The organism is Arthrospiribacter ruber (genome assembly GCF_019343195.1).
Classification (GTDB): domain Bacteria; phylum Bacteroidota; class Bacteroidia; order Cytophagales; family Cyclobacteriaceae; genus Arthrospiribacter; species Arthrospiribacter ruber.
The window spans coordinates 243,137-265,262 of sequence record NZ_RPHB01000004.1; the positions used below are offsets into that span (position 1 = coordinate 243,137).

The window sequence follows — 22,126 nt, forward strand, 5'->3', positions numbered from 1 at the left end:
TTCTCCGGGAATATGGAAAGAAAAACAAGGCCATAAACAGTCGTGAGAAGTAATAAAGAAAAGAGTGTTTCCATGGTTAACTTTAATCTGATGCAAAGATAAAAACTCCCCTCTGATTAAATAGAAAAGATTATAAAATCTTTATCTAAATTTTACCGAATTGTTACTTACTTTATTAAGACTTTAAGCTTGATCCTCTTATAATAAGCTTTGTTTTTATCTCTATAACCTCCTCATTTTCAATATTATGATCTTTTATAAGCTGAATTAACTTCACAATAGACCTCTCCCCCATTTCGTATCCATGTTGATCCACTGAGCTTAACCCTGGGTTAACAATTTCAGCCAATTTCCAATTGGAAAATCCTACAACCCCTACTTCCTGTGGCACGGCAATTTGCTTTTCTTTCAGGTATTTCAAAACACCTAATGCCACTAGGTCAGTAATACAAAAAATCGCATCAGGTGGATTTTGGCTTTTCAACAATTCTTCACAGAAATCATACCCTTCTTGCTCGTTGATATGAACGCAATCCTTTATCCAATCAGAGGATTGTTCCATTTGATGATCTTCCAAGGCTTTTTGATAGCCCAAAGCCCTTTCATTGGCATTTTTGACTTCACGCCTTCCCCTTATATGAGCAATCTTTTTATAACCCTGATCTATAAGATGCTTAACCGCCTGATAAGCACCTTCAAAGTCGTCTACAATTACTTTTGGGGTATTGAGGTGATCGGTGATTTTATCAAATTGGACAACAGGCTTTCCTTCTTCCAAAAACTCCTTAAGGTGGTCTGCTTCCAAAGTTTCATTGGATATGGAGATCAGTAATCCGTCTACACTGCTGGCCAACATGGTCCTGCATGCTGTCGTCTCATCTGCAAGAAGGTCATTGGACTGACTTACTAGTACATTATAACCCAGTTTCTTAGCCCCATCAATGGCACCGCTAATGACAGTAGAAAAAAAATGATGAACCAGTTCTGGAACAATAAGACCTATATTGTAGGTACGGTTTTTCCTAAAATTAACCGCCAGTATATTGGGAACATAATGGTGTTTCTCTGCAAAGTCCTTGACCATCTTGATGGTATCATCAGCAATGTCCGGATGCTCCTTGAGTGCTCTGGAGGCGGTAGAAATGGAAATGCCCAATTCTTTGGCAATATCCTTCAGGGTGAGTTTTTTTCTTTCGGTCATTTAGGGCGAATATATTATGCTAATATTAAATGATTAAAGGCGCTTTTCCAATTTCCGGTGCAGTAATAATAACTGTCTTCCAAGGGTAAATTTGTAATTGTGAAAATGAAAATTTACAGTTGATATTGGAAAATCAGTAAAGTCAGTCTGTCAAATTTCAGATTACTTCCAGCCTAATTAATCACAGTGTTCTGATCAAAAAAAGATCCTTCACTATTTAGAACACATATAAATAATCATTCTGCAATGGATTGTGCAAACGTTTGAAATTTTTTCACAGTTGGAAGAAGCGGGATAAATAATTTAATTCAATAGGCTTTAAGGATTGATACCCCATCATATTCAGTAAAGCCCGGCATACAATTTACCCAAAACGCAAATTTATGAACCTGGAACTGATCGGTTACCTGGATTTGGTCATTATTATCATTTACCTGATAGGAATGATTTTTTATGGCCTGTATCATGCTAAAAGGGAAAACTCAGAAGATTATTTCCTTGCGGGGAGAAGCATGACATGGCCGGTGGTGGGTATATCCCTTTTCGCGGCCAACATTTCCAGTACTACTTTAATAGGATTGGCTGGGGATGCCTACAGTACCGGAATTTCGGTATACAACTATGAGTGGATGGCTGCGGTGATTTTGGTGTTTTTCAGTATCTTTTTTCTTCCTTTTTATCTGAGATCAGGAGTATATACCATGCCGGAATTTTTGGAAAGAAGGTATGACAGAAGAAGCCGGTATTATTTTTCTTTTATTACGCTGATCGGCAATGTACTTATAGAGACTGCAGCTGGTTTATACGCTGGTAGCTTGATCCTGAAATTGGTTTTTCCGGAAATCAGCATGACACTTATCATCCTGATTTTGGCGGCAGCTGCAGCGGCATACACCATTCCAGGTGGCTTGTCTTCCGTAGTACATACTGAAGTCATTCAAGCAGTTTTACTATTTACGGGCTCATTGATTTTGACCTATGTCACCTTCCAAAAAGTCGGAGGCTGGGAGAATGTAATGGCAGTAACTCCTCCTGATATGGTAAGTCTGATTCGTCCTGTAGACGATCCCTCTGTACCTTGGACCGGTTTGATTTTTGGAGTTCCTCTTTTGGGCTTTTATTTCTGGGCAAATAATCAATTTATGGTGCAGCGGGTACTTTCAGCCAAGGACCTCAATCATGGAAAATGGGGCGCATTGTTTGCAGGACTACTTAAGTTACCGGTACTTTTCTTCATGGTGTTACCGGGGACCATGGCACGGGTGATTTTCCCTGACCTGGATAATCCAGACACCGTATTCCCTCAATTGGTCTTCAATCTGCTACCTGTAGGGCTTATTGGACTGCTAATGGCCGGACTTCTGGCAGCCATGTCTTCAAGTATCAGTGCCACACTCAATTCAGCCAGTACATTGATTACCATGGATTTTGTCAAAAACCTAAGGCCTGGCCTAAGTAGCAAGCAACTGGTAAGGGTTGGGCAATTTGCCACTGTAATTCTTGTCCTATTGGCAGCTGCATGGACTCCACAGATAGAAAAATTTGATTCTCTTTTCAAATACCTCCAAATGGTAGTGGGACTTATTGCGCCTCCTGTAGTAGTGGTATTTATTTGGGGAATGTTCTGGAAAAGAGGCAATGCAAATGGGGCATTTTACAGTTTGATTTCCGGCTTTGTCCTGGCAGCTCTTTTGATTGTAATCAATGTAACTCTGCCGGAAGCAGGAATATCACAATGGCACTTCCTACATACCGCTCCTCTATTGTTTTTGGTATGTTCGTTTATTTATGTATGTGTTAGCCTGGCTGGCTCTGAGCCTTCAAAAGAAAAAATCGATGAGTACACATGGAAAAACACCATTTACACCGACGAAACCGCTTCTTTGAGAGCTTTGCCATGGTACAAAAATTTTAGAATTCTGTCCATTTTCCTCCTTATTTTGACCTTCTTAATTGTATGGATATTCAGATAAACCAAGAAAAAGCCCTGAGTCTGATCAGAAAAGCCTCCCACAAAATGGGCTTTTTGGCTTCTCCATTGCAAAAAGACAATTACCAAAGGATCTGGGCCAGAGACGGTGTTATCACAGGTATAGCTGCATTGGCCAGTCGTGAGGAAAGTTTGATTTATACTTTTCGGCAGACCCTTATCACGCTGGGAAATCATGCAAGTCCCCAAGGGCATATTCCTTCAAACGTTTCTGTAAATGGACAATCAGTAAGCTATGGTGGATTGGCCGGAAGGGCAGATACCGGTAGCTGGTGGCTGATCGGACTTTGCCTGTATGCCAAGTACACCGAAGAAAAAGACCTTTTAGAGCGGTTTGAGCAGGAGATAGAACAGGCCTTTCAACTTTATCAGGCTTGGGAATACAACAACAGAGAATTGGTTTATGTGCCTTTGGCAGGTGATTGGGCAGATGAGTATGTCCTCCACGGTTATGTGTTTTATGATCAGGTATTGAGGTATGCTGCCTTAAAACTCTGTGGGCAACAGATGAACAGGCAAGATTGGGTCGATAAATCAGAAGCCATCAAAATAGCCATTTACCAAAACTATTATTTACATCCAGATTGGGTAAATACTGGGATACACCCTTCAGCAAAAAAAAGGGCCATTGAGGAAAAAGGCTTTAGCTCTTGCCTCATGGCTTCATTTCATCCGGCAGGATACCAGTTGTATGCTGATTTTCTGGGAAACGCCTTGGCTATGATTTTCAGGATACATCCTGAGCCTGAAGCATGTATCAATTGGGCATATCAAAAGATCGGAGTATTTGTTCCTTCCTTCTATCCTACTATTCTGGAAGAGGATCCTGATTTTCACTTGTTGAAAAACAATTACAGGTATGAATTCAGAAATCGACCATTTGAATTCCATAATGGGGGAATATGGCCTATGGTCAATGGTTTCTGGGGATTGGCCACATACCTGTACAAAGGGAAAGCTGAAGCTGAATTCATCTGTAATAACATAGCTGAATTGAATAAACTTAACAAATGGGAATTCAATGAATGCTTCAATGGGAAAACTTACCAACCCTGCGGGGTGCCACAATGTACCTGGAGTGCAGCGGGGCAGGTATTATTAAGTAATACAATACAAAAAGGATTTTATTTAATGGATTGACATGCTTAAAGAAAGAGACATCGTTGTGGTGGGAGAATTATTGGTAGACCTTATTGGTCATGAAATCCGGGATGAAATATTCAGGACCCACTCTTTCAGGAGGTTTCAGGGAGGTAGCCCGGCCAATTTAGGCGCCAATATGAGGAGACTGGGAAAAAATGTACATATCATCGCCTCAGTAGGAAAAGACGGTATGGGAAGGTACCTGATCCAAGAGCTGGAAAACCTAGGATTGGATACGAGTGGGATCAAAGAAAGGGAAGAATTTCCCACGTCAATCGTGCTGTTGTCCCGAACTCACGGCACCCCGGACTTTATTGCCTACAGAGAAGCAGATCACTATATATTCTCCAAAGATATTGATGATGAAGTACTCAGAAAATCCAAGCTTTACCATACCACTTGCTTTGCACTTAGCAGACATCCTGCCCAAAGGGCCATTCTGGATGGGGCCGGAAGAGCTGTGGAACTGGGAGTACAACTGAGCATTGACCTCAATTATGCACCTGCTATTTGGCCAGATCATATAGAAGCCATGCATGTCATTCAGACTTATTGTAATTTATCTCCTTTTGTAAAAGTAAGTAAGGACGATTGTGAAAGAATTTTTAAAAAGAAAATAGAATCCGAAGAAGTTTGTGAAAAATTTCTGAAATGGGGAGCCAAAATTGTCTGTCTTACACTGGGAAGTCAGGGAAGCCTACTGTGGACAAGTGAAGGGCAAAAATTCAGGGTTCCCGCAGCTGATGTGAAAGTAATTGGGGATGCTACAGGTGCCGGAGATGCATTTTGGGCAGGATTCCTGAGTGCCTGGCTGGACAACAAAGGCTGGAAAAGCTGTCTGGAGTCTGCTTCCAAAATGGCAGCCATAAAACTATCAATTGATGGAACACTTCCAGAAAAGGTTTTTCTTTGAAATAGAAGGCTGAATGATCAGCCTTCTATCAACAATTCAACCCTTCTATTGAGATCTCTCCCTTCTTCCGTATTGTTATCCGCTACAGGCCTGGTACCACCCCAACCTGAAATCCTTATTCTCTCGAATTGAATTCCGTTCAAAGTCAGGTAACCCCTAATTTTTGAAGCTCTTTTCAGAGATAGATCTTTGTTCAAAACAGGATCTCCAGCATTATCTGTATGCCCTTCCAATCTAATTTTCAAGGTTTCATTTTCTTTTAAGAAAGTAACAAGCTGGTCCAAAACCTGAATGGATTTGGCATCTGCAAAATCTGAGGTGCCTCTATTGAACTGAATGTTTTCCAGGACAATTGCTGTCCCTGCTACAGCTGGTTGCAGCAAAACTTCACCTTCAGGAAGATTTCTCCATTGATCAAGGCTCAGGTCTCTGGGTAAATGTCCGGAAGCTGTGATAAAAACAGCCTCAAATTGCCCCATGTCCATGGCTTCATTCAATTTGGATTGATTTTCGAATTCCAGCTTTTCTCCTCTATTGTTGGAAAGATATATCCTATATTCTAATTGACTTTTATCCCTGGAACTCAATACTTTTATTTCTTCGGATTGGTTTATTACAGGTGTTTTTTCATCTTCTATTATGATATCTATCTGGTCATCTGCTTGCACAGAATCCGACTCAATTACCTGGAGCAGATCTTCCTGCTGGTCAATGGATTCTGACAATACTTCATCCACCTGGCTCAGTTCAGATAATGGTATCTCTTCTTCCGAAACCAAATCCTCTACGTTATTTTCTGCCAGTTCAAATGCCGGAACAACAGCATCAAACTGTACCATCATCAGATCACCGAAGCCTTCCGAATTTTGCGTGCTGGTAAAAATGGCTATACCATCATCTTTTGAAAGTAATGTATAACCCATTTCAGTTCCAGAGGTATTGGCGTATTTGATAGCTTTTGGAGCTGTCCAAGAGGTCCAAGAATCATCCAATCTCTCGGAGAAAAAAATATCCTTTCCCCTTCCTTTTTCTTCGGAATTAGTGGAAAAATAAAGGATTCTTTGATCTGAAGAAATAAAAGGCGTCTGCTCTTGCCGGTAAGAATTAATGGTCTCCCCTAAATTTAAGGGGCTTGTCCAAACGTTTTCTGCTTCTTTGAAGCTTACATAAAGGTCTTCATTGCCAAATGACCCAAATGAATTAATAGACATTACAATCACTCCCCCATCCTCACTGAGTCTTCCGCTAAAATGTTTGGAGGTATTCCTGAAATTGGAAATATCCAGCTTCCTGAGGTAGTTCCAATCCCTGCCGAATTTGGAATATTGGTGAACTCCCTGTCCTCTCTCATTTCCCTCATGATAGACCAAGACACTAAGTGCGTCGGGAAAACCAACCACTACATCATTTCCTGTAGTGGAAAGACCGGGTATCCGCTGTGGTTTGCTCCAATTTCCATTTTTATCTCTTGTGCTTTTCCATATATCCCCATAGTCAGTGGCACCACCTTTATTGTCTGGATGGAATCCCACTGAAAAATAAAGATCTCCTTCCGGGGAAATTACTGGATGATGCTCATCATAAGGAGAATTTATGCCCTGGACAGGGCTCACCATTTGAGCATATAGGCTTGAGTAAAAACAAAAAGCAAGCAGGAATACCCCACTTGCTTTCAATACTTTACTTGATTTTAATTCAATCATTTTTTATTGATCCAATACTATTGCAAATACCAAAGGTGCAACAATGGTAGCGTCTGATTCAATGATATATTTTGGCGTATCCAACCCCAGCTTCCCCCAGGTGATCTTTTCATTGGGAACAGCACCGGAATAAGACCCATAAGATGTCGTGGAATCGGAAATCTGACAGAAATAACCCCAAAGCGGAACATTATCCCGCTGAAGATCCTGATGAAGCATAGGCACTACACAGATAGGGAAATCACCTGCAATTCCACCGCCAATTTGGAAGAATCCAACTGTACTGTCCTCCGTGGCATTGGTAGTGTACCATTCCGCTAGAAACATCATGTATTCAATCCCACTTCTCACAGTGTGGACATTTTTGATGTCACCCGAAATCACATGTCCTGCATACATGTTACCCAACGTAGAATCTTCCCAACCAGGTACGATTATCGGAAGATTTTTCTTAGCTGCCTCTAGAAGCCATGAATTTTTGGGGTCTATTTGGAAAGAATCATCTAGTTTGCCGGAAAGGAGAATTTTATAGAAAAACTCATGAGGGAAAAAAGCTTCTCCTGCTTGGTCAGCTTTGGTCCATTCGGCAAGAATCACATCTTCGATCCTTCTCATGGCTTCCATTTCAGGGATACAAGTATCAGTGACACGGTTCATATGCCTGTCCAAAAGGTCTTGCTCCTGTTCTGGAGAAAGATCTCTGTAGTTAGGGATTCTTTCGTAGTAATCATGGGCTACAAGATTGAATACATCTTCTTCCAGATTGGCTCCTGTACAGGTAATGATCTGCACTTTATCTTGTCGGATCATTTCTGCTAATGAAATACCCAATTCTGCAGTGGACATAGCTCCCGCCAGGGTAATCATCATTTTACCGTTGTTGTCCAGGTGAGCTTTGTATCCTTCTGCTGCATCTATTAATGCAGCAGCATTAAAATGTCTGTAATTATGCTTTAAAAATTCAGTGATTTTCATGGATTTGAATTTATTATTGATCCTTCAAAAGTACCAAAATTATCTTACATGAAAAAAGCCCCGCTAATACAGGGCTTTAGTCTATAGTTATCAAGGCTTTATGACGTAATTATTTGTCGCTTTTCTTTTCAGCATGTTTTTTATTGATACCAGCTATGACATCGTCAGTGATATCAAGGGATTTTTTGCTATACCATACGGCACCACCTCTGGTGTAAGAAAGTATCATCTCAAGATCATTTTCAGCAGCATATTCTTTCAGATAATCAGATATCTTGTCATAGACTTCACCATATAACCTGGATTCGTCTGCTGAAAGCTCCTGCATCAGGTTGTCCCTGTAAGTCATCAGGTTTCTTTCTTTTTTCATCAGATCTTCCTGCTTGGCTCTAGCTTGGTTAGGCGTCATCGAATTGGCTGTCTGCTCAAAGTTGGCTACTTCTTGCTCAAAACCTCTGGCCCTACTTCCTAACTCGCTTTCAAATTTTCTGCCCTTTTCTGTAATTTCCTCTGACTTTTCTTTGAAAAAATCATATTTAGCAATAACTGAATCAGTCATTACATAAGCAATTTTTAAGTCTGTAATACTTAATTCCAATGACTCGTCAGAAGATGAAGAATTGGAATCAACAGAAGTTCCGGAAGGATTACAAGAAGATAAGGCAAAGGCTGCAATGCCAAAAACGCCTAAAACTTTAACTAATTTTTTCACAATGTTTGTCTTAAATTTCAACTTGGCGCAAATATAAACAAAGTATTCTATCTTCAAATTCACTCCCTAAGGCCAAATGTTAAAAACAGTTAAGAGCGCCTTCTCTTCTGTTTCTTTCTGTCAATTAAGGTCTTGAAAACCACCGCCTGACCAAATATAGAAAGTCCTGCAAAAAATGTAACTAAAGCAACGCTCCCATAAGCAAACCACTCCCATAACTCATTTGAGGTCATTTTCAACACTATAGCATCACCTAAAAAACTCAGACCCAGACCCATTACCAAAAAACCAACAACTGCATAGGCAAGCCATTTCACTTTCAGGTTCCTGTTTTCCATCATTTTATCTTTGTTTAAAAATATATTTCCTGCGCAAGCCTGTATGTATTGGCATGTGCTTCAATAATATAACTGATGCGTTCTGAATACCCTCCTCCCATACAGCACATCATAGGAATTTCATTATGTCGGGCAAGTTCCAGCACCACCCTGTCCCTTTCTTTACATCCCTGTAGACTGAGTCCCAACCTGCCAAGTTTATCAGAGGCTAGCACATCTACACCACTCTGATATATGATGAAGTCAGGGGCTACTAATTCCAAAAGCGGGTCGATATTATTCCTGAGTATCTTCAGGTACTCTTCATCTCCGATTTTGTCAGGCAAACCTATATCCAGGTCACTTTGCTCTTTGTGCATAGGGTAATTGGCTGCCCCGTGCATACTAAAGGTGAACACCCTGTCATCTTTGCTGAATATTTCAGCTGTACCATTGCCCTGATGTACATCAAGATCCACCACTAAGATTTTTTTAGCCAGATTATTTGCCAAAAGGTAGTTGGCGGTGATGGCTATATCATTGAGCAAACAAAAACCCTCTCCTCGGTCCGAAAAAGCATGGTGGGTTCCACCCGCAATATTCATCGCTATGCCATATTCAAGTGCAAATATGGCGGCCTGAACAGAACCGTGCATGATGTGAACTTCTCTTTCTACCAAAGCATGACTCAAGGGAAAACCTGTTTTCCTGATTTCAGATTTGCTGAGCTGAAGCTGTCTTAATTTAAGATAATAACCATCGTCATGTGTATTTAGTATCCACTTTTCATCAAGAGACACAGGGCTGAAAAAATTATCTTCAGTTACTGTACCTTCATACAGCAGTTGTTCTGGAAGAAGGTTGTACTTCTCCATAGGAAACCTGTGGCCTTCAGGCAGAGGATGACAATATTTGGGGGACCAGGCGATTTTTAACATCTACAAAAAAAACACTTGTTTTATTAACAAGTGTTTTTGTGTTTTGTTGCATTTTGTAAATAAAGAACTATTCATCTACATCTTCTTCCTCTTCTTCTGATTGAAAGGTATATAAGGTATCATCCAATTTTAAAGTATCGTCATTGAATTCTCTGACAAACTTGGAAATTACTTTTTCATTGATCACTTCTACATTGAGTGCTGCATCCAGTCCAATTCCAAAGTCGTGGTTGGTATCCAGGTCCACAAACTCCTGAACTTTCACACTTTCCTCTTCTTCCATTTCCATGATGATCTCTGTCATGAACCAGCCTATCTCCTCTTCTTCACTACTGAGAGGCTTCAGGTTACCATTTTCATCCTCTTCATAATGAATACTTTTGAAATTAGGGAATTTTTTAGCCGCTTCATGTTCAGCCAGTTCATATAACTCTGAAGCATGATGAAGCCTTAACGTGTACAAAGCAGCATCATAAATGACTTCCTTTCCTTCGTACATGCCAATAAAATAGAAATTGACATACTCGTCAGAATTTTCGTCACTCGGGACAATTTTATAAGCTTTTTGAGTTGAAGCCAGTTCTTTCTTCAAAGATTCAATTTTTTCTGGTTCAAATCCTTCATTTTTATAGTTCATAAGAAAAATTTACGGTTTTCAAAAGACAACATACAACACAATCGTTTAAATTAAAAACTGTTTGTTCAACAATTATTATGTAAGCTTACAGGTAATTAATTTACAAGTATCTAGCAAAAAAAAAAATGATATCCCCAAAAAAAGATGAACCTTACATCAGCTCACTGCTTCTCCGCGGTGAAGGTGAAAGTCTTGATTTTAAGCAAAGTATAAACAGTGCTGAAAAAATTGCAAAAACTCTGGCTGCCTTTGCCAATACATCAGGGGGAAAATTGCTAGTGGGCGTATCGGATCAAAAAAAGATTACTGGGATAGATGAACATGAAGAAATGTATATCATTGATAAGGCTGCCAAAGAATTTTGCCATCCAGCAATTCAAGTGGAATACGGGCTTTACATTCATGAAGAGTTTAAAGGAAAGGACGAAGAGCCAATAGAAAAAATTATCCTAGAGGCTATCATCCATAAATCAGATCAAAGGCACTTTGTGAAAAACAAGGAAGGTCAACCTGTATATTACATAAGAGTAATGGACAGATCCCTTCCCAAAATTTTAGACTAAACCTTAGTATTTCCTCCCAAAGATACTCCCAAAAGTGAATTGATCAATCCGAGAATAAGTCCGAAAAGAAGTGCCCACCAAAAGCCATTCACTGCAAAACCCGGAACAATCTCTGCCGCCAATAAAATCATGAGGGCATTGATCACCAATAGAAAAAGACCTAGGGTGAAAACTGTTATGGGGATGGTAAGTAAAATAAGGAGTGGCTTTATGGTAATGTTGAGAATTGCAATAAGGGCGGCCACAACTATCGCCGTAACAAAGGATTCTACTACCACACCCGGCAATAGATACTGAGTGATCAAAACTGCAATCCCACCCAATACCAATTGGATGAGAATATTGACTGCGTCTTTGGAATTGCTCATAAAATTTTAATATTCAAATGATGAAACAGAATAGTAAAGACAATATAAGAAACACTTCGGAACTCTTAGTCAGCTCTTTCTACAAAAATGTTATTTTCAATTAAAAAGGAACTACCTGTGGCAAAAATGACTTCCATTTATATCAACTATACTGATATTGGTCATAATTTGATATCAAAAACCTATTTGTTTTCAGGATTTCCAAATTATGGATTTATCTTTGTGAATAATCAAAAAAATTAAAATTAAGTGATTCTCATTATCTTCTTCTTGCTGCATTGGTATTTCTCCTTGTTTTGCCAAAGTTTCTTCTTGCATAGATATGCAGCCCACCAAATGTTTTCGATGACAAAATTCTGGGAAAGGTTCTTTTATGTTTTCACTTGGATCTGTCAGGGAAGTTCTTATTTATCTCCAAGGGCCTATGCCGTATTGCACAGGATGCACCACGCCTACTCTGACACTCCAAAAGACCCACATAGTCCCCATCATACAGAAAATCTCTTCACCATGATGTGGAAAACCAAAAATATTTACAACGACTACTTCTCCTTCAAGCTCAAGCCTGAAGAAAGGTTCAGTAAAGACGTACCGGATTGGAACAAGTTTGATCTCTTTGCAGATTCTATGGTCGCAAGAGTGGGATGGGGTGTTTTTTATGTTGCCGTTTATGTATTGAGTATATCAGTTTTTGAGCTTGCAGGTACACATTGGTGGATGTATTTCCTACTTCCAATACACTTTATGATGGGCCCTGTACATGGTGCTATTGTCAATTGGAGTGGTCACAAATACGGATATGCCAACTTTGACAACAACGATAAATCCAAAAACAGTCTTCTATTGGATGTGTTGATGCTAGGAGAACTTTTCCAAAACAATCACCATAAACTTCCAAACAGGCCAAATTTTGCCGTTAAATGGTATGAATTTGACCCTACATACCCTATCGTTAAAATGCTTCATGCCACGGGAATTATCAAGTTGCGTACAGCTTAAAAATCAAGTCTTTAAAAGTTTTCAAAGCCCGGAAATACCGGGCTTTTTTTTGTCCGAAATCTTATGGAACCAATACTTTTTAAGCTACATGTTATTAATTTTTGCGTTCTGGTTAGAAACTTTTAATACTTTACTTGTTTTTATAAAACTAAATACATAAGTTCGAGAACATTTAAAAACTTAAACACCATATGAGAGAACTAACAAGAGCAGAAGAGCAGATCATGCAGATCTTGTGGGATATCGAGAAAGGTTTCGTCAAAGATATCCTAGAAAAAATGTCTGAGCCAAAGCCGGCTTACAACACCGTATCCACCATTGTGAGGATATTAGAGCGCAAGGGATTTGTCAGCCACAAGGCATATGGCAAATCACATGAGTACTTCCCTATTGTCTCCAAAGACGAATACAGAAGTTTCTCTATCAAAAATCTACTTTCCGGTTATTTCAGCGGTTCCTTCACTAAACTGGCTTCTTTCTTTGCGAAGGACAAAAACCTTGATATCAAAGAAGTAGAGAAGATCCTGAATGAAGTCAAAGAAGACGTAAAAAAATAGCCTATGGCTGTTTTACTAGACTATATCTGGCAAAGCACATTCTGCCTGTTGTTTTTCTATGGGATTTATTTCTTTTTCCTGAGAAATGAAAAAGCTTTTAACCTTGCTAGGATTTACATTTTGGTAACTCCACTCTTGGCCTTAAGCTTTCCCCTGATCAACATACCGGTAAGTTTTGAAAAACCGGATATTTCTCTAGAACAAACGCAATTCTTTCGGGCGTTTTCTGCACAGGAAACGTCCGAAGAAATTGCCGCTACATTTGGACTCCCTGAGGTCACAGTCCAAAGCACCAAACTTCCCTTTCTTTGGGAAATCAAAGATTATCTTATTCTGGCTTATTTTGCCATAATATTTTTACTCTCTCTCAGGTTTTTCTGGAATTTCATCCAACTGAGAATGATTGTTGAAAGAGGCTGGTACAATGCCCGCTATGATCTGAAAAACAAGCTATTCTTTATCCCTACATTTGGGCTCACACCTTTCTTTTCTTTTTTCGACAAATTGTTCTGGGACGATACACAGGAATTACTCCCTCAGGAAAAAGAACATATCCTCAAACATGAAATAGAGCACATCAGACAAGGCCATTCTTATGATGTATTGTATTATCAAGTCCTGTCCATCATATTTTGGTTTAATCCTGCCATCCACCTGATGAAAGCCGCTCTTGTGGATGTACACGAATACCTTGCCGACGATAGGGTTATCAGACAGTCTTCCAGCAGAGAATCTTATTCCAGACTTATTGTTAAAATCGCATTTAAAGATATTGGCCTTCCCATTGGCAATTACTTTGTCCAATCCACCACATTAAAAAGAATCCTGATGATCAAAAGTCCTAACAAAACCAATTGGGCCAAACTTATTTTGATTCTTCCTTTATCAATAATGTTGATGGCTTTGATATCCATGAAAACTGTGAAGGTTCATACGGATTCTGAAAAAGATAACAAGTTGGAGATGCTGTCTTCTTCCTCCGAGATTCTTAATCTCGATCTGGATTATATTACCCTCCAAGCAGATGGTATTGTTCAAGATACGGATTTGACAGACCTTCCGAACATGGATGCCGAAACTTCAGCAGAACCTGGAAAAGACTTTTCCACCTTTTTGTTAAAGAATTTAAAGTATCCATTGGAAGCGAGACAGGAAAACAAGACCGGCTTGGTCATAGTGGAACTACAACTTGACCAAAATGGTAAAATTACCGATCATCAGTTCACAAGAGCCAGCTATGGCTTTTTCAAAGAAGAAGCGGAAAGGGTCTTAAAAGCAAATCAGAATAAATGGAAAGTAGACGGTGACAAGCTTTCATACTCCGTAAGTTTGGGAATAGTGTTCAGGTTGGACGGAAAACCTTCTCCAAATACACAGGCCCTCGAGTTGGACCATTTGGTCACCGTCACAGCATATCAGGGAAGTGAAAATTACGACAAACGAGTACCTCCAGCTCCTAGGATCGAAAAACCAGAATTGCGCATAAAAGATGAATAAAAAAAGTCACCTTGAACTCAGTTCAAGGTGACTTTTTTGTTGATTTAAATCAGAAAATGTAAATCCAGAAATCTGACCAGGTTAACTTTTGAAATCATCTGGACAAATATCCTATCATCAATCTAGAATCTATCAAATATCAATTTATAAAATTGATTACATTAAATATGCAATATTTCGGAACGCTTCAATAAAATTGAATTGATTCAATACTGGATAACTTCTCCTGAAAGCTTATTTCAAATTGAGCTTTCCTTGAGAAGCCCCAAACAAATTACACATTCGGTACAATACCCGTGCACCTACATTTCCATCCCACTCGTCACCATCAGGACCGGGTGCCACTTCTACTAAATCAAACCCAATAATTTTTCTTCCTGATTTTACAACCTGTTTAATAAGATACATCACCTGCTCCATTTCGAAACCACCTGCTACGGGAGTTCCTGTATGAGGGCATAATTTTGGATCAAACCCATCAATATCGATGGTCACATACACATCTGAAGGAAGTGTGTCCACAATATTGTCGCAGATTACTTTCCAAGCCTTTCCTTCATAAAGCTCTTCTTTGACGGCAGCATCATAAAAGGTAGTAATCCTGTTGTTTTCTTTGGCCATCATAGCTTCCGCCTGACAATAATCCCTGATCCCTACCTGAACGAGCTTGCTGATCTGTGGTAGCTTGAGAGCATTGTAGGAAATTGAGGCATGAGAATACTCAAAATTCTCATAAGCTTTTCTGAGGTCTGCATGTGCATCTATCTGCAAAATGCCAAAGCTATTGTGTTCCTCTGCTAAGGCTTTGATAAGTCCCAGTGGGGTACTGTGATCTCCTCCCAACAGCGCTACCATTTTTCCTTGGTCTCTGTATTTTTTTGCCTGTTGATAGACCCATTCATTCATTTCTTTACTGGCATTGTTGATGATTTCAGGAACAGCAGCAAAACGCTCTAATCCTTCAACAGGCGAACCTGATTCCAACCAATGGATATAATTGCGGGCCAAGATCCTGAAACTGGAACTTTTATCTGCAAGTTCTACAGGAATTGGTAGCATGTAAATGCCCATTTTCCAGGCATCATGTATATCAGATTCAAAAAGGTCTACTTGGCCGGAAGCATTAAGAATTGCTTCAGGCCCCCCAGCTGTACCAGAAGAATAGGAAACAGTCACTTCCCAAGGTACCGGTATAATAATCAAGTCGGCTGTCTCTTCGTCAAAAGGCAATCCAAAAAGAGAATGGTGTGCACTCACACCATTGGGGTCAAACTGTTCGATCAAATTATGTTTCAATGACATTTTATAAAGTAATTTTCGGGTTTAGTAAATAATTTTTAAGCTAAAAAAAGCATAACAATTTTAGGTCATTCAGATATTATAACCAATACAGCAAGAAATTAAATCCCTCACAATCCAAAAATCTTATTGAAGTATTTCTATTAAGACCCCTGTCTGGCGTCCTACCATGGACCAGCAATCAACTTCAATGGATATTTTTGCCATCATTCCAGGGAGCATACTTAAAAATTGCCCTTGTGTAATATAAGAGGCTATAGAACTTATTCCCGGATTGTGGCCAACCAAAAGCAGGCTATCTACATTTTTATCTACCTTATTGATATGATTCAGGATTTGCTCAGTGTAGGCTTCATATAGCCCCTCTTCAAAAATAATTTTTGAGGAAGGTACAAATTCATTGATAAGGTCTGTAGTCATCATGGTTCTTCTGGCACTGCTTGAAAGGACTTGGTCAAAAGATGTTGCATTAAGTGCCAAGATTTTTCCCAATCTTTTGAGCTGTGCTATTCCATTGGATGTCAGTTGTCTATTGAAATCTTCATGTTGGCCAAAAGCCATTTCAGCCTCCCCGTGCCTCAGAAGATATAACATCTTGTTTGTTGCCATAGTTGCAAAGGTGTTTATTGCTTGAAAATAGTTGAAATAATCATGCCAAGCGCTTGTAGAAGGTAAGGCAAATTTGGAAAGGATTAGAATGCCATCTATTTTTAGGCTTTTATTTCGAATGCATGAAGCATTCCGATCTTTTAAATGAGAGCTTATGTCAAAGAATTTAGTCATCGTAGAGTCGCCTGCCAAAGCCAAAACCATAGAAGGCTACCTAGGTAAGGATTTTAAAGTTGCGTCGAGTTACGGCCATGTAAGGGATTTGCCCAAAGGCGATAAAGCGATTGATATCAAAAATAATTTCAAACCTACCTATGAAGTCACCCCTGATAAAAAAGAGGTTATCAAAGAGTTGAAAAAACTGGTCAAGGATTCTGAAACCATCTACCTTGCCAGTGATGATGACCGAGAAGGAGAAGCTATTTCATGGCACTTGAAAGAGGTTTTAAAACTGAAGGAGGACAATACAAAAAGGATCGTCTTCAGGGAAATCACCAAAAACGCCATTACCAAGGCAATAGAAAATCCCAGGACGATAGATTTGGATCTCGTCAATGCCCAACAGGCTCGAAGGATCCTTGACCGTTTGGTGGGTTTTGAACTATCCCCTATCCTCTGGAAAAAAATCAAATCCGGCCTGTCTGCAGGAAGGGTACAATCCGTAGCTGTCCGGTTGATAGTAGAAAGAGAAAGAGAAATTGAAAAATTCAAGTCCAAATCTTCTTACAGAATTACCGCACTATTCGATGTAAAAGGGAAACAGCTTTCTGCTGAACTTCCCAAAAAATTCGAAACCAGGGAGCTTGCAGAAGAATTTTTGAAAAAATGTATCGCTGCGGAATTTATCATTGAAAACCTGGAAACCAAGCCGGGAAAAAAATCCCCAGCAGCGCCATTTACCACCTCAACCTTACAACAAGAGGCAAGTAGAAAACTGTATTTTTCTGTAGCTCAAACCATGTCTGTAGCTCAGAAACTATACGAAGCAGGTAAAATCACCTATATGAGAACAGATAGCGTCAACCTTTCTGAAGATGCCATGTCTGCTGCAAAAAATGAAATCCAAAGTGCTTATGGGAAGGAATATCATCAGGCAAGAAAATTCACTACCAAATCAGAAGGTGCTCAGGAAGCTCACGAAGCCATTAGGCCTACGGACTTTGCAAAGCAGGAAGTTAGCGGAGACAGGAATGAACAGAGACTGTATGAGTTGATATGGAAAAGAGCTATAGCATCTCAGATGGCCGATGCCCAATTGGAAAAAACAAATGTGACAATTGGGATTTCTACCACTCCGGAAAAACTCTCAGCTAGTGGTGAAGTAATCAAATTTGAAGGTTTTCTTAAAGTCTATCTGGAAAGTACTGATGATGAACAGGAAGATGAAGAAAACCAAAATAAAGGCCTTCTACCTCCCTTGGAAATAGGTCAGGCTCTACACCTTATTGAAATAAAAGGAAGGGAAAGCTTTACCCGACCTGCTCCAAGGTACACTGAAGCTTCCTTGGTCAAGAAGCTGGAAGAAATGGGCATTGGTAGGCCATCCACTTACGCTCCTACCATTTCCACCATTCAAAAGAGGAACTACGTCATCAAAGAATCCCGAGATGGAACTGAGAGAAAATACCTCGAAATGAAGGTAAAGGACAATCAGTTTTCTCAACAGGAAAAAACCGAAATCACTGGAGCAGATAAGAACAAACTCTTCCCTACCAATATTGCAATGGTAGTCAATGATTTTCTTGTAGAGCACTTCCCTACCGTGATTGATTTTTCTTTTACAGCCAATGTGGAGAAGGAATTCGATGACATTGCACATGGCGGACAAAACTGGGAAGACATGATTGCCAATTTTTACGGCAAGTTCCATACAAGAGTAGAAGAAACGGCCAATGTGGCCAGAGCGGATATCAACAGCTCAAGGGAACTTGGAAATGACCCTAAAACCGGAAAACCTGTAATAGCTAGACTGGGTAAATTTGGCCCTTTGGTGCAGATCGGTGATCAAGAGGACGAAGAAAAACAGTTTGCCAGTCTTAAAAAAGGTCAGTTTATAGAAAATATCAGCTTGGAAGATGCCCTTGAGCTCTTCAAACTTCCAAGGGATGTAGGCTTCTTTGAAGATAAAAAAATTGTGGCCGCAGTAGGAAGATTTGGCCCTTATATCAGGCACGATGGCAAATTTGTATCCTTGGGCAAAGAACACGATCCATTAAGCATAAACGAAGAAGAAGCCATTCAGCTTATTAAAGAAAAGAGAGAGGCAGATGAGAAAAAACATATCAAAACCTTTGATGAAAATCCGGAAATCCAGATCCTGAACGGAAGATGGGGACCATATATCAAGTTCGGTAAGAATAATTTCAAAATCCCGAAAGACAAAGAAGCTGAAAGTCTTACTTATAGTGAGACAATAGAAATAATTGAAAATCAACCTGTAAAGAAGAAAGGAAGATCCTTCGCCAAGAAAAAATAACCCAAGGCTGTCACCCAAAAGTGACAGCTTTTTTTTTGCCTTTCTGTTTTTCCAAAATCCAAAGACCTTTTGATATCCTCCGTTCTGGTATAGTTCTGGTAAACAATCCGGGGTATTTCTAACCATTTTGAAACCAAACAGGTCAAAGACTACGCTTTTTTGACTTATTTGGTTAAATTAAAGAACCAACAAACTTCAGTTTTATGAGCATACAAATCATCAGTGTTTTTCTGCTGTCTATTCTAGGGCTTTTATTAGGAGCTTATCAATTTAAGAATCGGGAAAGAACAGAAGTACGGGAAGATGATGCCCTGGACCATATCAAAGGGATGTATATACTCAAAGTCCCTTATGAAAAGCTGGTAATTGCCTATTTTGGTTTAATGGCATTGGCATCTTTAGTGGATTGGATATTAGGAGGTAATCCTGAGAAACTCAACCTGACATTCTTCTTGGTTTCTGCCTGCGCATTTTTGATTTTCCTTTACAAGCTTGGTATGTCATTTATCAAATCAGTGGATTTTAAATGGCCAACCTTGGTGTATATTTTCCTCAATGTGGGCATCGCTACCATAGTATATTATTTTATGGCCAATCCGGTTTTGAAAATGGAAGCAGCCTTGGAATACTTACTCACCTTCCACTTACTCGGTATGATCCTCGGACTTGGAGGCACATTGATCCTTGATATTTTAATATTTCATTTTTTGAGAAATTTCAGGATCAATTCATCGGAAGCTGTGATCATGCACCTCATTTCCCAGATGATCATTCTGGGTTTGGTTTTGCTTATGGTGACCGGGGTGGCAATTTATCTGACAGACATTTCCGGCTACAACAGTAACCCACGTTTCTTAATGAAGATGACCGCTGTCCTGGTATTGAGCATCAATGGCATTTTCTTAAACTTCTACATGATGCCCAAAATTGAAAAGCTTTCTCTGATTAAGGAAAACCTGGAGGAAGACCAAAACCTCAAAAGGGTAGCTTTTGCAGTAGGTGGTGTTTCCATGGTTTCATGGCTTGCAGCCTTTTCCTTTGCCATGGTCAAAGACCTCACACAGTTCAGTTATATTTCCATGCTGATTCCTTACCTTGCTTTGGTACTGGGAGCAATAGGCGGCGGGCAATTCATAAAAAAGAAAATGGAAAAAGAAGTCATTGAGGAGAGTAAAAAATGAAAAAACTTGTTGTACTGACAGGAGCAGGAATATCTGCTGAAAGCGGCATAAGTACTTTCAGAGACAGTGGTGGACTTTGGGAAGGACACGACGTAATGGAAGTTGCCTCTCCAGAGGGATGGAGAAAAAATAAGGAATTGGTTTTGGATTTTTACAATAAAAGAAGAAAGCAGGCACTCACTGTAATGCCCAATGAAGGGCACAAGGAACTCTTCCGCCTGGAAAAATTCTTTGATGTGACTATCATTACCCAAAACGTAGACAACCTGCACGAAAGAGCCGGCTCCAGCAATGTCCTTCATTTGCATGGGGAACTCTTCAAATCCCAAAGTACTGTAGACCCTAGATTGGTTTATGAAATGGAGGGATGGGAAATCAAACTTGGAGATAAATGTGAAAAAGGAAGTCAACTGAGACCATTTATTGTCTGGTTTGGAGAATTAGTTCCCATGATCGAGCCTGCAATGGATATTTCTGCTAAAGCTGATATTTTTGCGGTCATCGGTACATCGCTAAATGTCTATCCTGCAGCAGGTCTGATCCGATATGCTTCTGAAACCTGTCCAAAATACATTGTAGATGTAAAAGTGCCCGAGACAGGAGTTATTCCCAATTTGAAGAAAATTGAAGCTCCTGCCTCAATCGGTACCAAGCAAATGGCTGATGAACTCATAGAAAAATATGCCTAATACACCCAAAATCGCTGTAATCGGCGCTGGTCCTTCGGGAATTACCGCCCTGAAAAACTTACTGGATAAAGGGCTACATGCCATTGCCTTTGATCGGAATATAGATGTAGGGGGCAATTGGATTTTTACGGAGAATGAATCCCATTCAAGTGTATTTGAAACCACCCATATCATCAGTTCCAAAACCCTTTCCCAATACGAAGATTTTACCTTTGATGATTTTGATCCCAATACCGCAGACTATCCTTCACATGATGAATTGAGGAATTATTTTCAGGCCTATGCATCTCAATTTAATCTATATGATCATATCAGATTTGGGATATTGGTCAAAAAATGTGAAATAACAGAAGATGGAAGCTGGCAGATCCATCTTGAAAAAGAAGGGGCGGAATCAATTGAAAACTTTACACACCTGGTAGTCTGCAATGGACATCACTGGAACCCAAGATGGCCCTCCTACCCCGGAACCTTCGAAGGGGAATTTCTTCATTCCCATTCTTACAAAAAAGCTGCACCGTTCAAAGACAAAAGGGTTTTGGTGATTGGAGGTGGTAACTCAGCCTGCGATGTGGCGGTGGAAACAAGTCGGGTAAGTGCCTTTACAGCCATTTCATGGAGAAGGGGATACAGGATCATTCCAAAGTTCTTTTTCGGACAGCCTTCGGATAAAATTGGAGAAAAAGGAAGTTGGATCCCCTTGAAAGTTCGAAGCTTCTTTTTTGACACCTTGCTTAAAATTTTGGTGGGCGACAATAAGCTTTACGGGTTACGAAAAGTAGAGACGAAGTTTGGGGAAGTTCATCCGACCATTAATGACGAATTGCTTTATAAAGTCAGGCATGGAAAAGTGCAGCCAAGGCTGGATATTCAGAAATTTGAAGGCAAAAAAGTGATTTTTGAAGATGGATTGGAGGAAGAATATGACGCTGTCATTGCCTGCACGGGATATTACCTTTCCCATCCGTTCTTTGATAAAAAATTTATTGACTACAGTTCAGGTCCAGTTCCTTTGTATCTTAAAATGTTCCATCCGAAAATAGAAAATCTGTTTTTCATCGGCATGTTTCAGCCACTTGGATGCATCTGGCCAGGTGCTGAGCTTCAGTCTAAAGTGATGGCTAGAGAAATCGCCGGAGAATGGAAAAGACCGGAAAACATCAGTGAACTATGTCAAAAAGAAGCCAGAAATCCACATTACAGACAAATTGATACACCACGTCATACCATTACGGTAGATTATCATAAGTTTAGAAAAGCCCTTTTGAAACTGCTTCCATCTGACTACGTCTCCAAACAACCTAAAACACAAGAAATGCATCAATAAAAAAGGGAGCAAATTGCCCCCTTTTTTATTGA

General features: G+C 39.8%; 21 protein-coding genes. 11 read left to right on the forward strand and 10 right to left on the reverse strand.

The genetic code is table 11. The features are described 5' to 3' along the window. Positions 1-175: 175 nt before the first annotated feature. The gene (locus EGN73_RS09885) at positions 176-1,201 is read right to left on the reverse strand and encodes a LacI family DNA-binding transcriptional regulator (protein ID WP_219288918.1); all 1,026 of its coding nucleotides are present in this window, start codon (positions 1,199-1,201) and stop codon (positions 176-178) included. Positions 1,202-1,584: 383 nt separating this feature from the next. On the opposite strand from EGN73_RS09885, the gene EGN73_RS09890 reads away from it, so the two are divergent. From EGN73_RS09890 to EGN73_RS09900, 3 genes are read left to right on the forward strand one after another with little or no spacing between them, the layout of a single operon-like run. After that, positions 1,585-3,174: a sodium:solute symporter gene (locus EGN73_RS09890; RefSeq protein WP_219288921.1), complete on the forward strand. Its 1,590-nt coding sequence runs from the start codon at positions 1,585-1,587 to the stop codon at positions 3,172-3,174. After that, positions 3,159-4,331, forward strand: coding sequence for a glucosidase family protein (locus tag EGN73_RS09895; protein ID WP_219288924.1), 1,173 nt, complete (start codon positions 3,159-3,161; stop codon positions 4,329-4,331). Before EGN73_RS09890 ends, EGN73_RS09895 begins: the two co-directional genes overlap by 16 nt. 1 nt (position 4,332) lies before the next feature. Further along, the gene (locus EGN73_RS09900) at positions 4,333-5,247 is read left to right on the forward strand and encodes a carbohydrate kinase family protein (protein WP_219288928.1); all 915 of its coding nucleotides are present in this window, start codon (positions 4,333-4,335) and stop codon (positions 5,245-5,247) included. Positions 5,248-5,264: 17 nt separating this feature from the next. Here the strand turns inward: EGN73_RS09900 and EGN73_RS09905 are convergent, their stop codons facing one another. The 6 genes from EGN73_RS09905 to EGN73_RS09930 form a co-directional block, all read right to left on the reverse strand. Further along, a complete protein-coding gene (locus tag EGN73_RS09905) occupies positions 5,265-6,950 on the reverse strand; it encodes an OmpA family protein (protein WP_219288930.1) in 1,686 nt (561 codons plus the stop codon). 3 nt (positions 6,951-6,953) lie between these two features. Continuing rightward, positions 6,954-7,925 carry a deoxyhypusine synthase family protein gene (locus tag EGN73_RS09910; RefSeq protein ID WP_219288932.1) on the reverse strand — a complete coding sequence of 324 codons (972 nt, stop codon included), beginning with the start codon at positions 7,923-7,925 and terminating at the stop codon, positions 6,954-6,956. A 109-nt stretch (positions 7,926-8,034) separates the two neighbouring features. Next, entirely contained in the window at positions 8,035-8,637 is a 603-nt protein-coding gene (locus EGN73_RS09915; RefSeq protein WP_219288934.1) for an OmpH/Skp family outer membrane protein, read from the reverse strand. 89 nt (positions 8,638-8,726) lie between these two features. After that, positions 8,727-8,978, reverse strand: a complete 252-nt coding sequence (locus EGN73_RS09920) for a hypothetical protein (protein ID WP_246611535.1) — start codon at positions 8,976-8,978, stop codon at positions 8,727-8,729. A gap of 11 nt (positions 8,979-8,989) precedes the next feature. Then, the gene (locus EGN73_RS09925; protein WP_219288936.1) at positions 8,990-9,892 is read right to left on the reverse strand and encodes a histone deacetylase family protein; all 903 of its coding nucleotides are present in this window, start codon (positions 9,890-9,892) and stop codon (positions 8,990-8,992) included. 67 nt (positions 9,893-9,959) lie between these two features. Next, entirely contained in the window at positions 9,960-10,529 is a 570-nt protein-coding gene (locus tag EGN73_RS09930; protein WP_219288938.1) for a hypothetical protein, read from the reverse strand. Between the two features lie 125 nt (positions 10,530-10,654). Between EGN73_RS09930 and EGN73_RS09935 the strand changes: the two genes are divergently transcribed. Beyond that, on the forward strand, positions 10,655-11,092 hold the full coding sequence (locus tag EGN73_RS09935; RefSeq protein ID WP_219288940.1) for an AlbA family DNA-binding domain-containing protein: 438 nt from the start codon (positions 10,655-10,657) through the stop codon (positions 11,090-11,092). On the opposite strand, the gene EGN73_RS09940 is transcribed toward EGN73_RS09935, so the two are convergent. Further along, entirely contained in the window at positions 11,089-11,460 is a 372-nt protein-coding gene (locus EGN73_RS09940; RefSeq protein WP_219288944.1) for a phage holin family protein, read from the reverse strand. The genes EGN73_RS09935 and EGN73_RS09940 overlap by 4 nt on opposite strands. A 249-nt stretch (positions 11,461-11,709) precedes the next feature. On the opposite strand from EGN73_RS09940, the gene EGN73_RS09945 reads away from it, so the two are divergent. From EGN73_RS09945 to EGN73_RS09955, 3 genes are all read left to right on the forward strand, one after another. Next, entirely contained in the window at positions 11,710-12,459 is a 750-nt protein-coding gene (locus EGN73_RS09945; RefSeq protein WP_219288947.1) for an acyl-CoA desaturase, read from the forward strand. Between the two features lie 191 nt (positions 12,460-12,650). Then, on the forward strand, positions 12,651-13,016 hold the full coding sequence (locus EGN73_RS09950; protein ID WP_219288950.1) for a BlaI/MecI/CopY family transcriptional regulator: 366 nt from the start codon (positions 12,651-12,653) through the stop codon (positions 13,014-13,016). A 3-nt stretch (positions 13,017-13,019) separates the two neighbouring features. After that, a complete protein-coding gene (locus tag EGN73_RS09955) occupies positions 13,020-14,513 on the forward strand; it encodes a M56 family metallopeptidase (protein WP_219288952.1) in 1,494 nt (497 codons plus the stop codon). Positions 14,514-14,747: 234 nt separating this feature from the next. Here EGN73_RS09955 and EGN73_RS09960 read toward each other — a convergent pair whose 3' ends face one another. Both EGN73_RS09960 and EGN73_RS09965 read right to left on the reverse strand, forming a co-directional pair. Further along, positions 14,748-15,815, reverse strand: coding sequence for an agmatinase family protein (locus EGN73_RS09960; protein ID WP_219288955.1), 1,068 nt, complete (start codon positions 15,813-15,815; stop codon positions 14,748-14,750). Positions 15,816-15,938: 123 nt separating this feature from the next. Next, positions 15,939-16,421 (reverse strand): SixA phosphatase family protein, encoded by a 483-nt coding sequence (locus EGN73_RS09965; RefSeq protein ID WP_219288958.1) that lies wholly within the window; start codon positions 16,419-16,421, stop codon positions 15,939-15,941. Positions 16,422-16,575: 154 nt separating this feature from the next. On the opposite strand from EGN73_RS09965, the gene topA reads away from it, so the two are divergent. From topA to EGN73_RS09985, 4 genes are all read left to right on the forward strand, one after another. Then, positions 16,576-18,897, forward strand: a complete 2,322-nt coding sequence (gene topA, locus EGN73_RS09970; protein ID WP_219288961.1) for a type I DNA topoisomerase — start codon at positions 16,576-16,578, stop codon at positions 18,895-18,897. A 203-nt stretch (positions 18,898-19,100) separates the two neighbouring features. Then, a complete protein-coding gene (locus tag EGN73_RS09975) occupies positions 19,101-20,078 on the forward strand; it encodes a hypothetical protein (protein ID WP_219288964.1) in 978 nt (325 codons plus the stop codon). Continuing rightward, positions 20,075-20,767: an SIR2 family NAD-dependent protein deacylase gene (locus EGN73_RS09980; protein ID WP_219288966.1), complete on the forward strand. Its 693-nt coding sequence runs from the start codon at positions 20,075-20,077 to the stop codon at positions 20,765-20,767. The genes EGN73_RS09975 and EGN73_RS09980 overlap by 4 nt, the downstream gene beginning before the upstream one ends. Further along, positions 20,760-22,094, forward strand: coding sequence for a flavin-containing monooxygenase (locus tag EGN73_RS09985; protein ID WP_219288969.1), 1,335 nt, complete (start codon positions 20,760-20,762; stop codon positions 22,092-22,094). The genes EGN73_RS09980 and EGN73_RS09985 overlap by 8 nt, the downstream gene beginning before the upstream one ends. The last annotated feature ends 32 nt before the right edge of the window (positions 22,095-22,126 follow it).

Bases quoted from the DNA above. Each gene is read 5' to 3' on its own strand.
- EGN73_RS09885 (WP_219288918.1), bottom strand. From the start codon at position 1,201: ATGACCGAAAGAAAAAAACTCACCCTGAAGGATATTGCCAAAGAATTG.
- EGN73_RS09900 (WP_219288928.1), top strand. From the start codon at position 4,333: ATGCTTAAAGAAAGAGACATCGTTGTGGTGGGAGAATTATTGGTAGAC.
- EGN73_RS09890 (WP_219288921.1), top strand. From the start codon at position 1,585: ATGAACCTGGAACTGATCGGTTACCTGGATTTGGTCATTATTATCATT.
- EGN73_RS09920 (WP_246611535.1), bottom strand. From the start codon at position 8,978: ATGATGGAAAACAGGAACCTGAAAGTGAAATGGCTTGCCTATGCAGTT.
- EGN73_RS09930 (WP_219288938.1), bottom strand. From the start codon at position 10,529: ATGAACTATAAAAATGAAGGATTTGAACCAGAAAAAATTGAATCTTTG.
- EGN73_RS09905 (WP_219288930.1), bottom strand. From the start codon at position 6,950: ATGATTGAATTAAAATCAAGTAAAGTATTGAAAGCAAGTGGGGTATTC.
- EGN73_RS09895 (WP_219288924.1), top strand. From the start codon at position 3,159: ATGGATATTCAGATAAACCAAGAAAAAGCCCTGAGTCTGATCAGAAAA.
- EGN73_RS09940 (WP_219288944.1), bottom strand. From the start codon at position 11,460: ATGAGCAATTCCAAAGACGCAGTCAATATTCTCATCCAATTGGTATTG.
- topA (WP_219288961.1), top strand. From the start codon at position 16,576: ATGTCAAAGAATTTAGTCATCGTAGAGTCGCCTGCCAAAGCCAAAACC.
- EGN73_RS09980 (WP_219288966.1), top strand. From the start codon at position 20,075: ATGAAAAAACTTGTTGTACTGACAGGAGCAGGAATATCTGCTGAAAGC.
- EGN73_RS09925 (WP_219288936.1), bottom strand. From the start codon at position 9,892: ATGTTAAAAATCGCCTGGTCCCCCAAATATTGTCATCCTCTGCCTGAA.
- EGN73_RS09985 (WP_219288969.1), top strand. From the start codon at position 20,760: ATGCCTAATACACCCAAAATCGCTGTAATCGGCGCTGGTCCTTCGGGA.
- EGN73_RS09975 (WP_219288964.1), top strand. From the start codon at position 19,101: ATGAGCATACAAATCATCAGTGTTTTTCTGCTGTCTATTCTAGGGCTT.
- EGN73_RS09965 (WP_219288958.1), bottom strand. From the start codon at position 16,421: ATGGCAACAAACAAGATGTTATATCTTCTGAGGCACGGGGAGGCTGAA.
- EGN73_RS09910 (WP_219288932.1), bottom strand. From the start codon at position 7,925: ATGAAAATCACTGAATTTTTAAAGCATAATTACAGACATTTTAATGCT.
- EGN73_RS09955 (WP_219288952.1), top strand. From the start codon at position 13,020: ATGGCTGTTTTACTAGACTATATCTGGCAAAGCACATTCTGCCTGTTG.
- EGN73_RS09950 (WP_219288950.1), top strand. From the start codon at position 12,651: ATGAGAGAACTAACAAGAGCAGAAGAGCAGATCATGCAGATCTTGTGG.
- EGN73_RS09960 (WP_219288955.1), bottom strand. From the start codon at position 15,815: ATGTCATTGAAACATAATTTGATCGAACAGTTTGACCCCAATGGTGTG.
- EGN73_RS09935 (WP_219288940.1), top strand. From the start codon at position 10,655: ATGATATCCCCAAAAAAAGATGAACCTTACATCAGCTCACTGCTTCTC.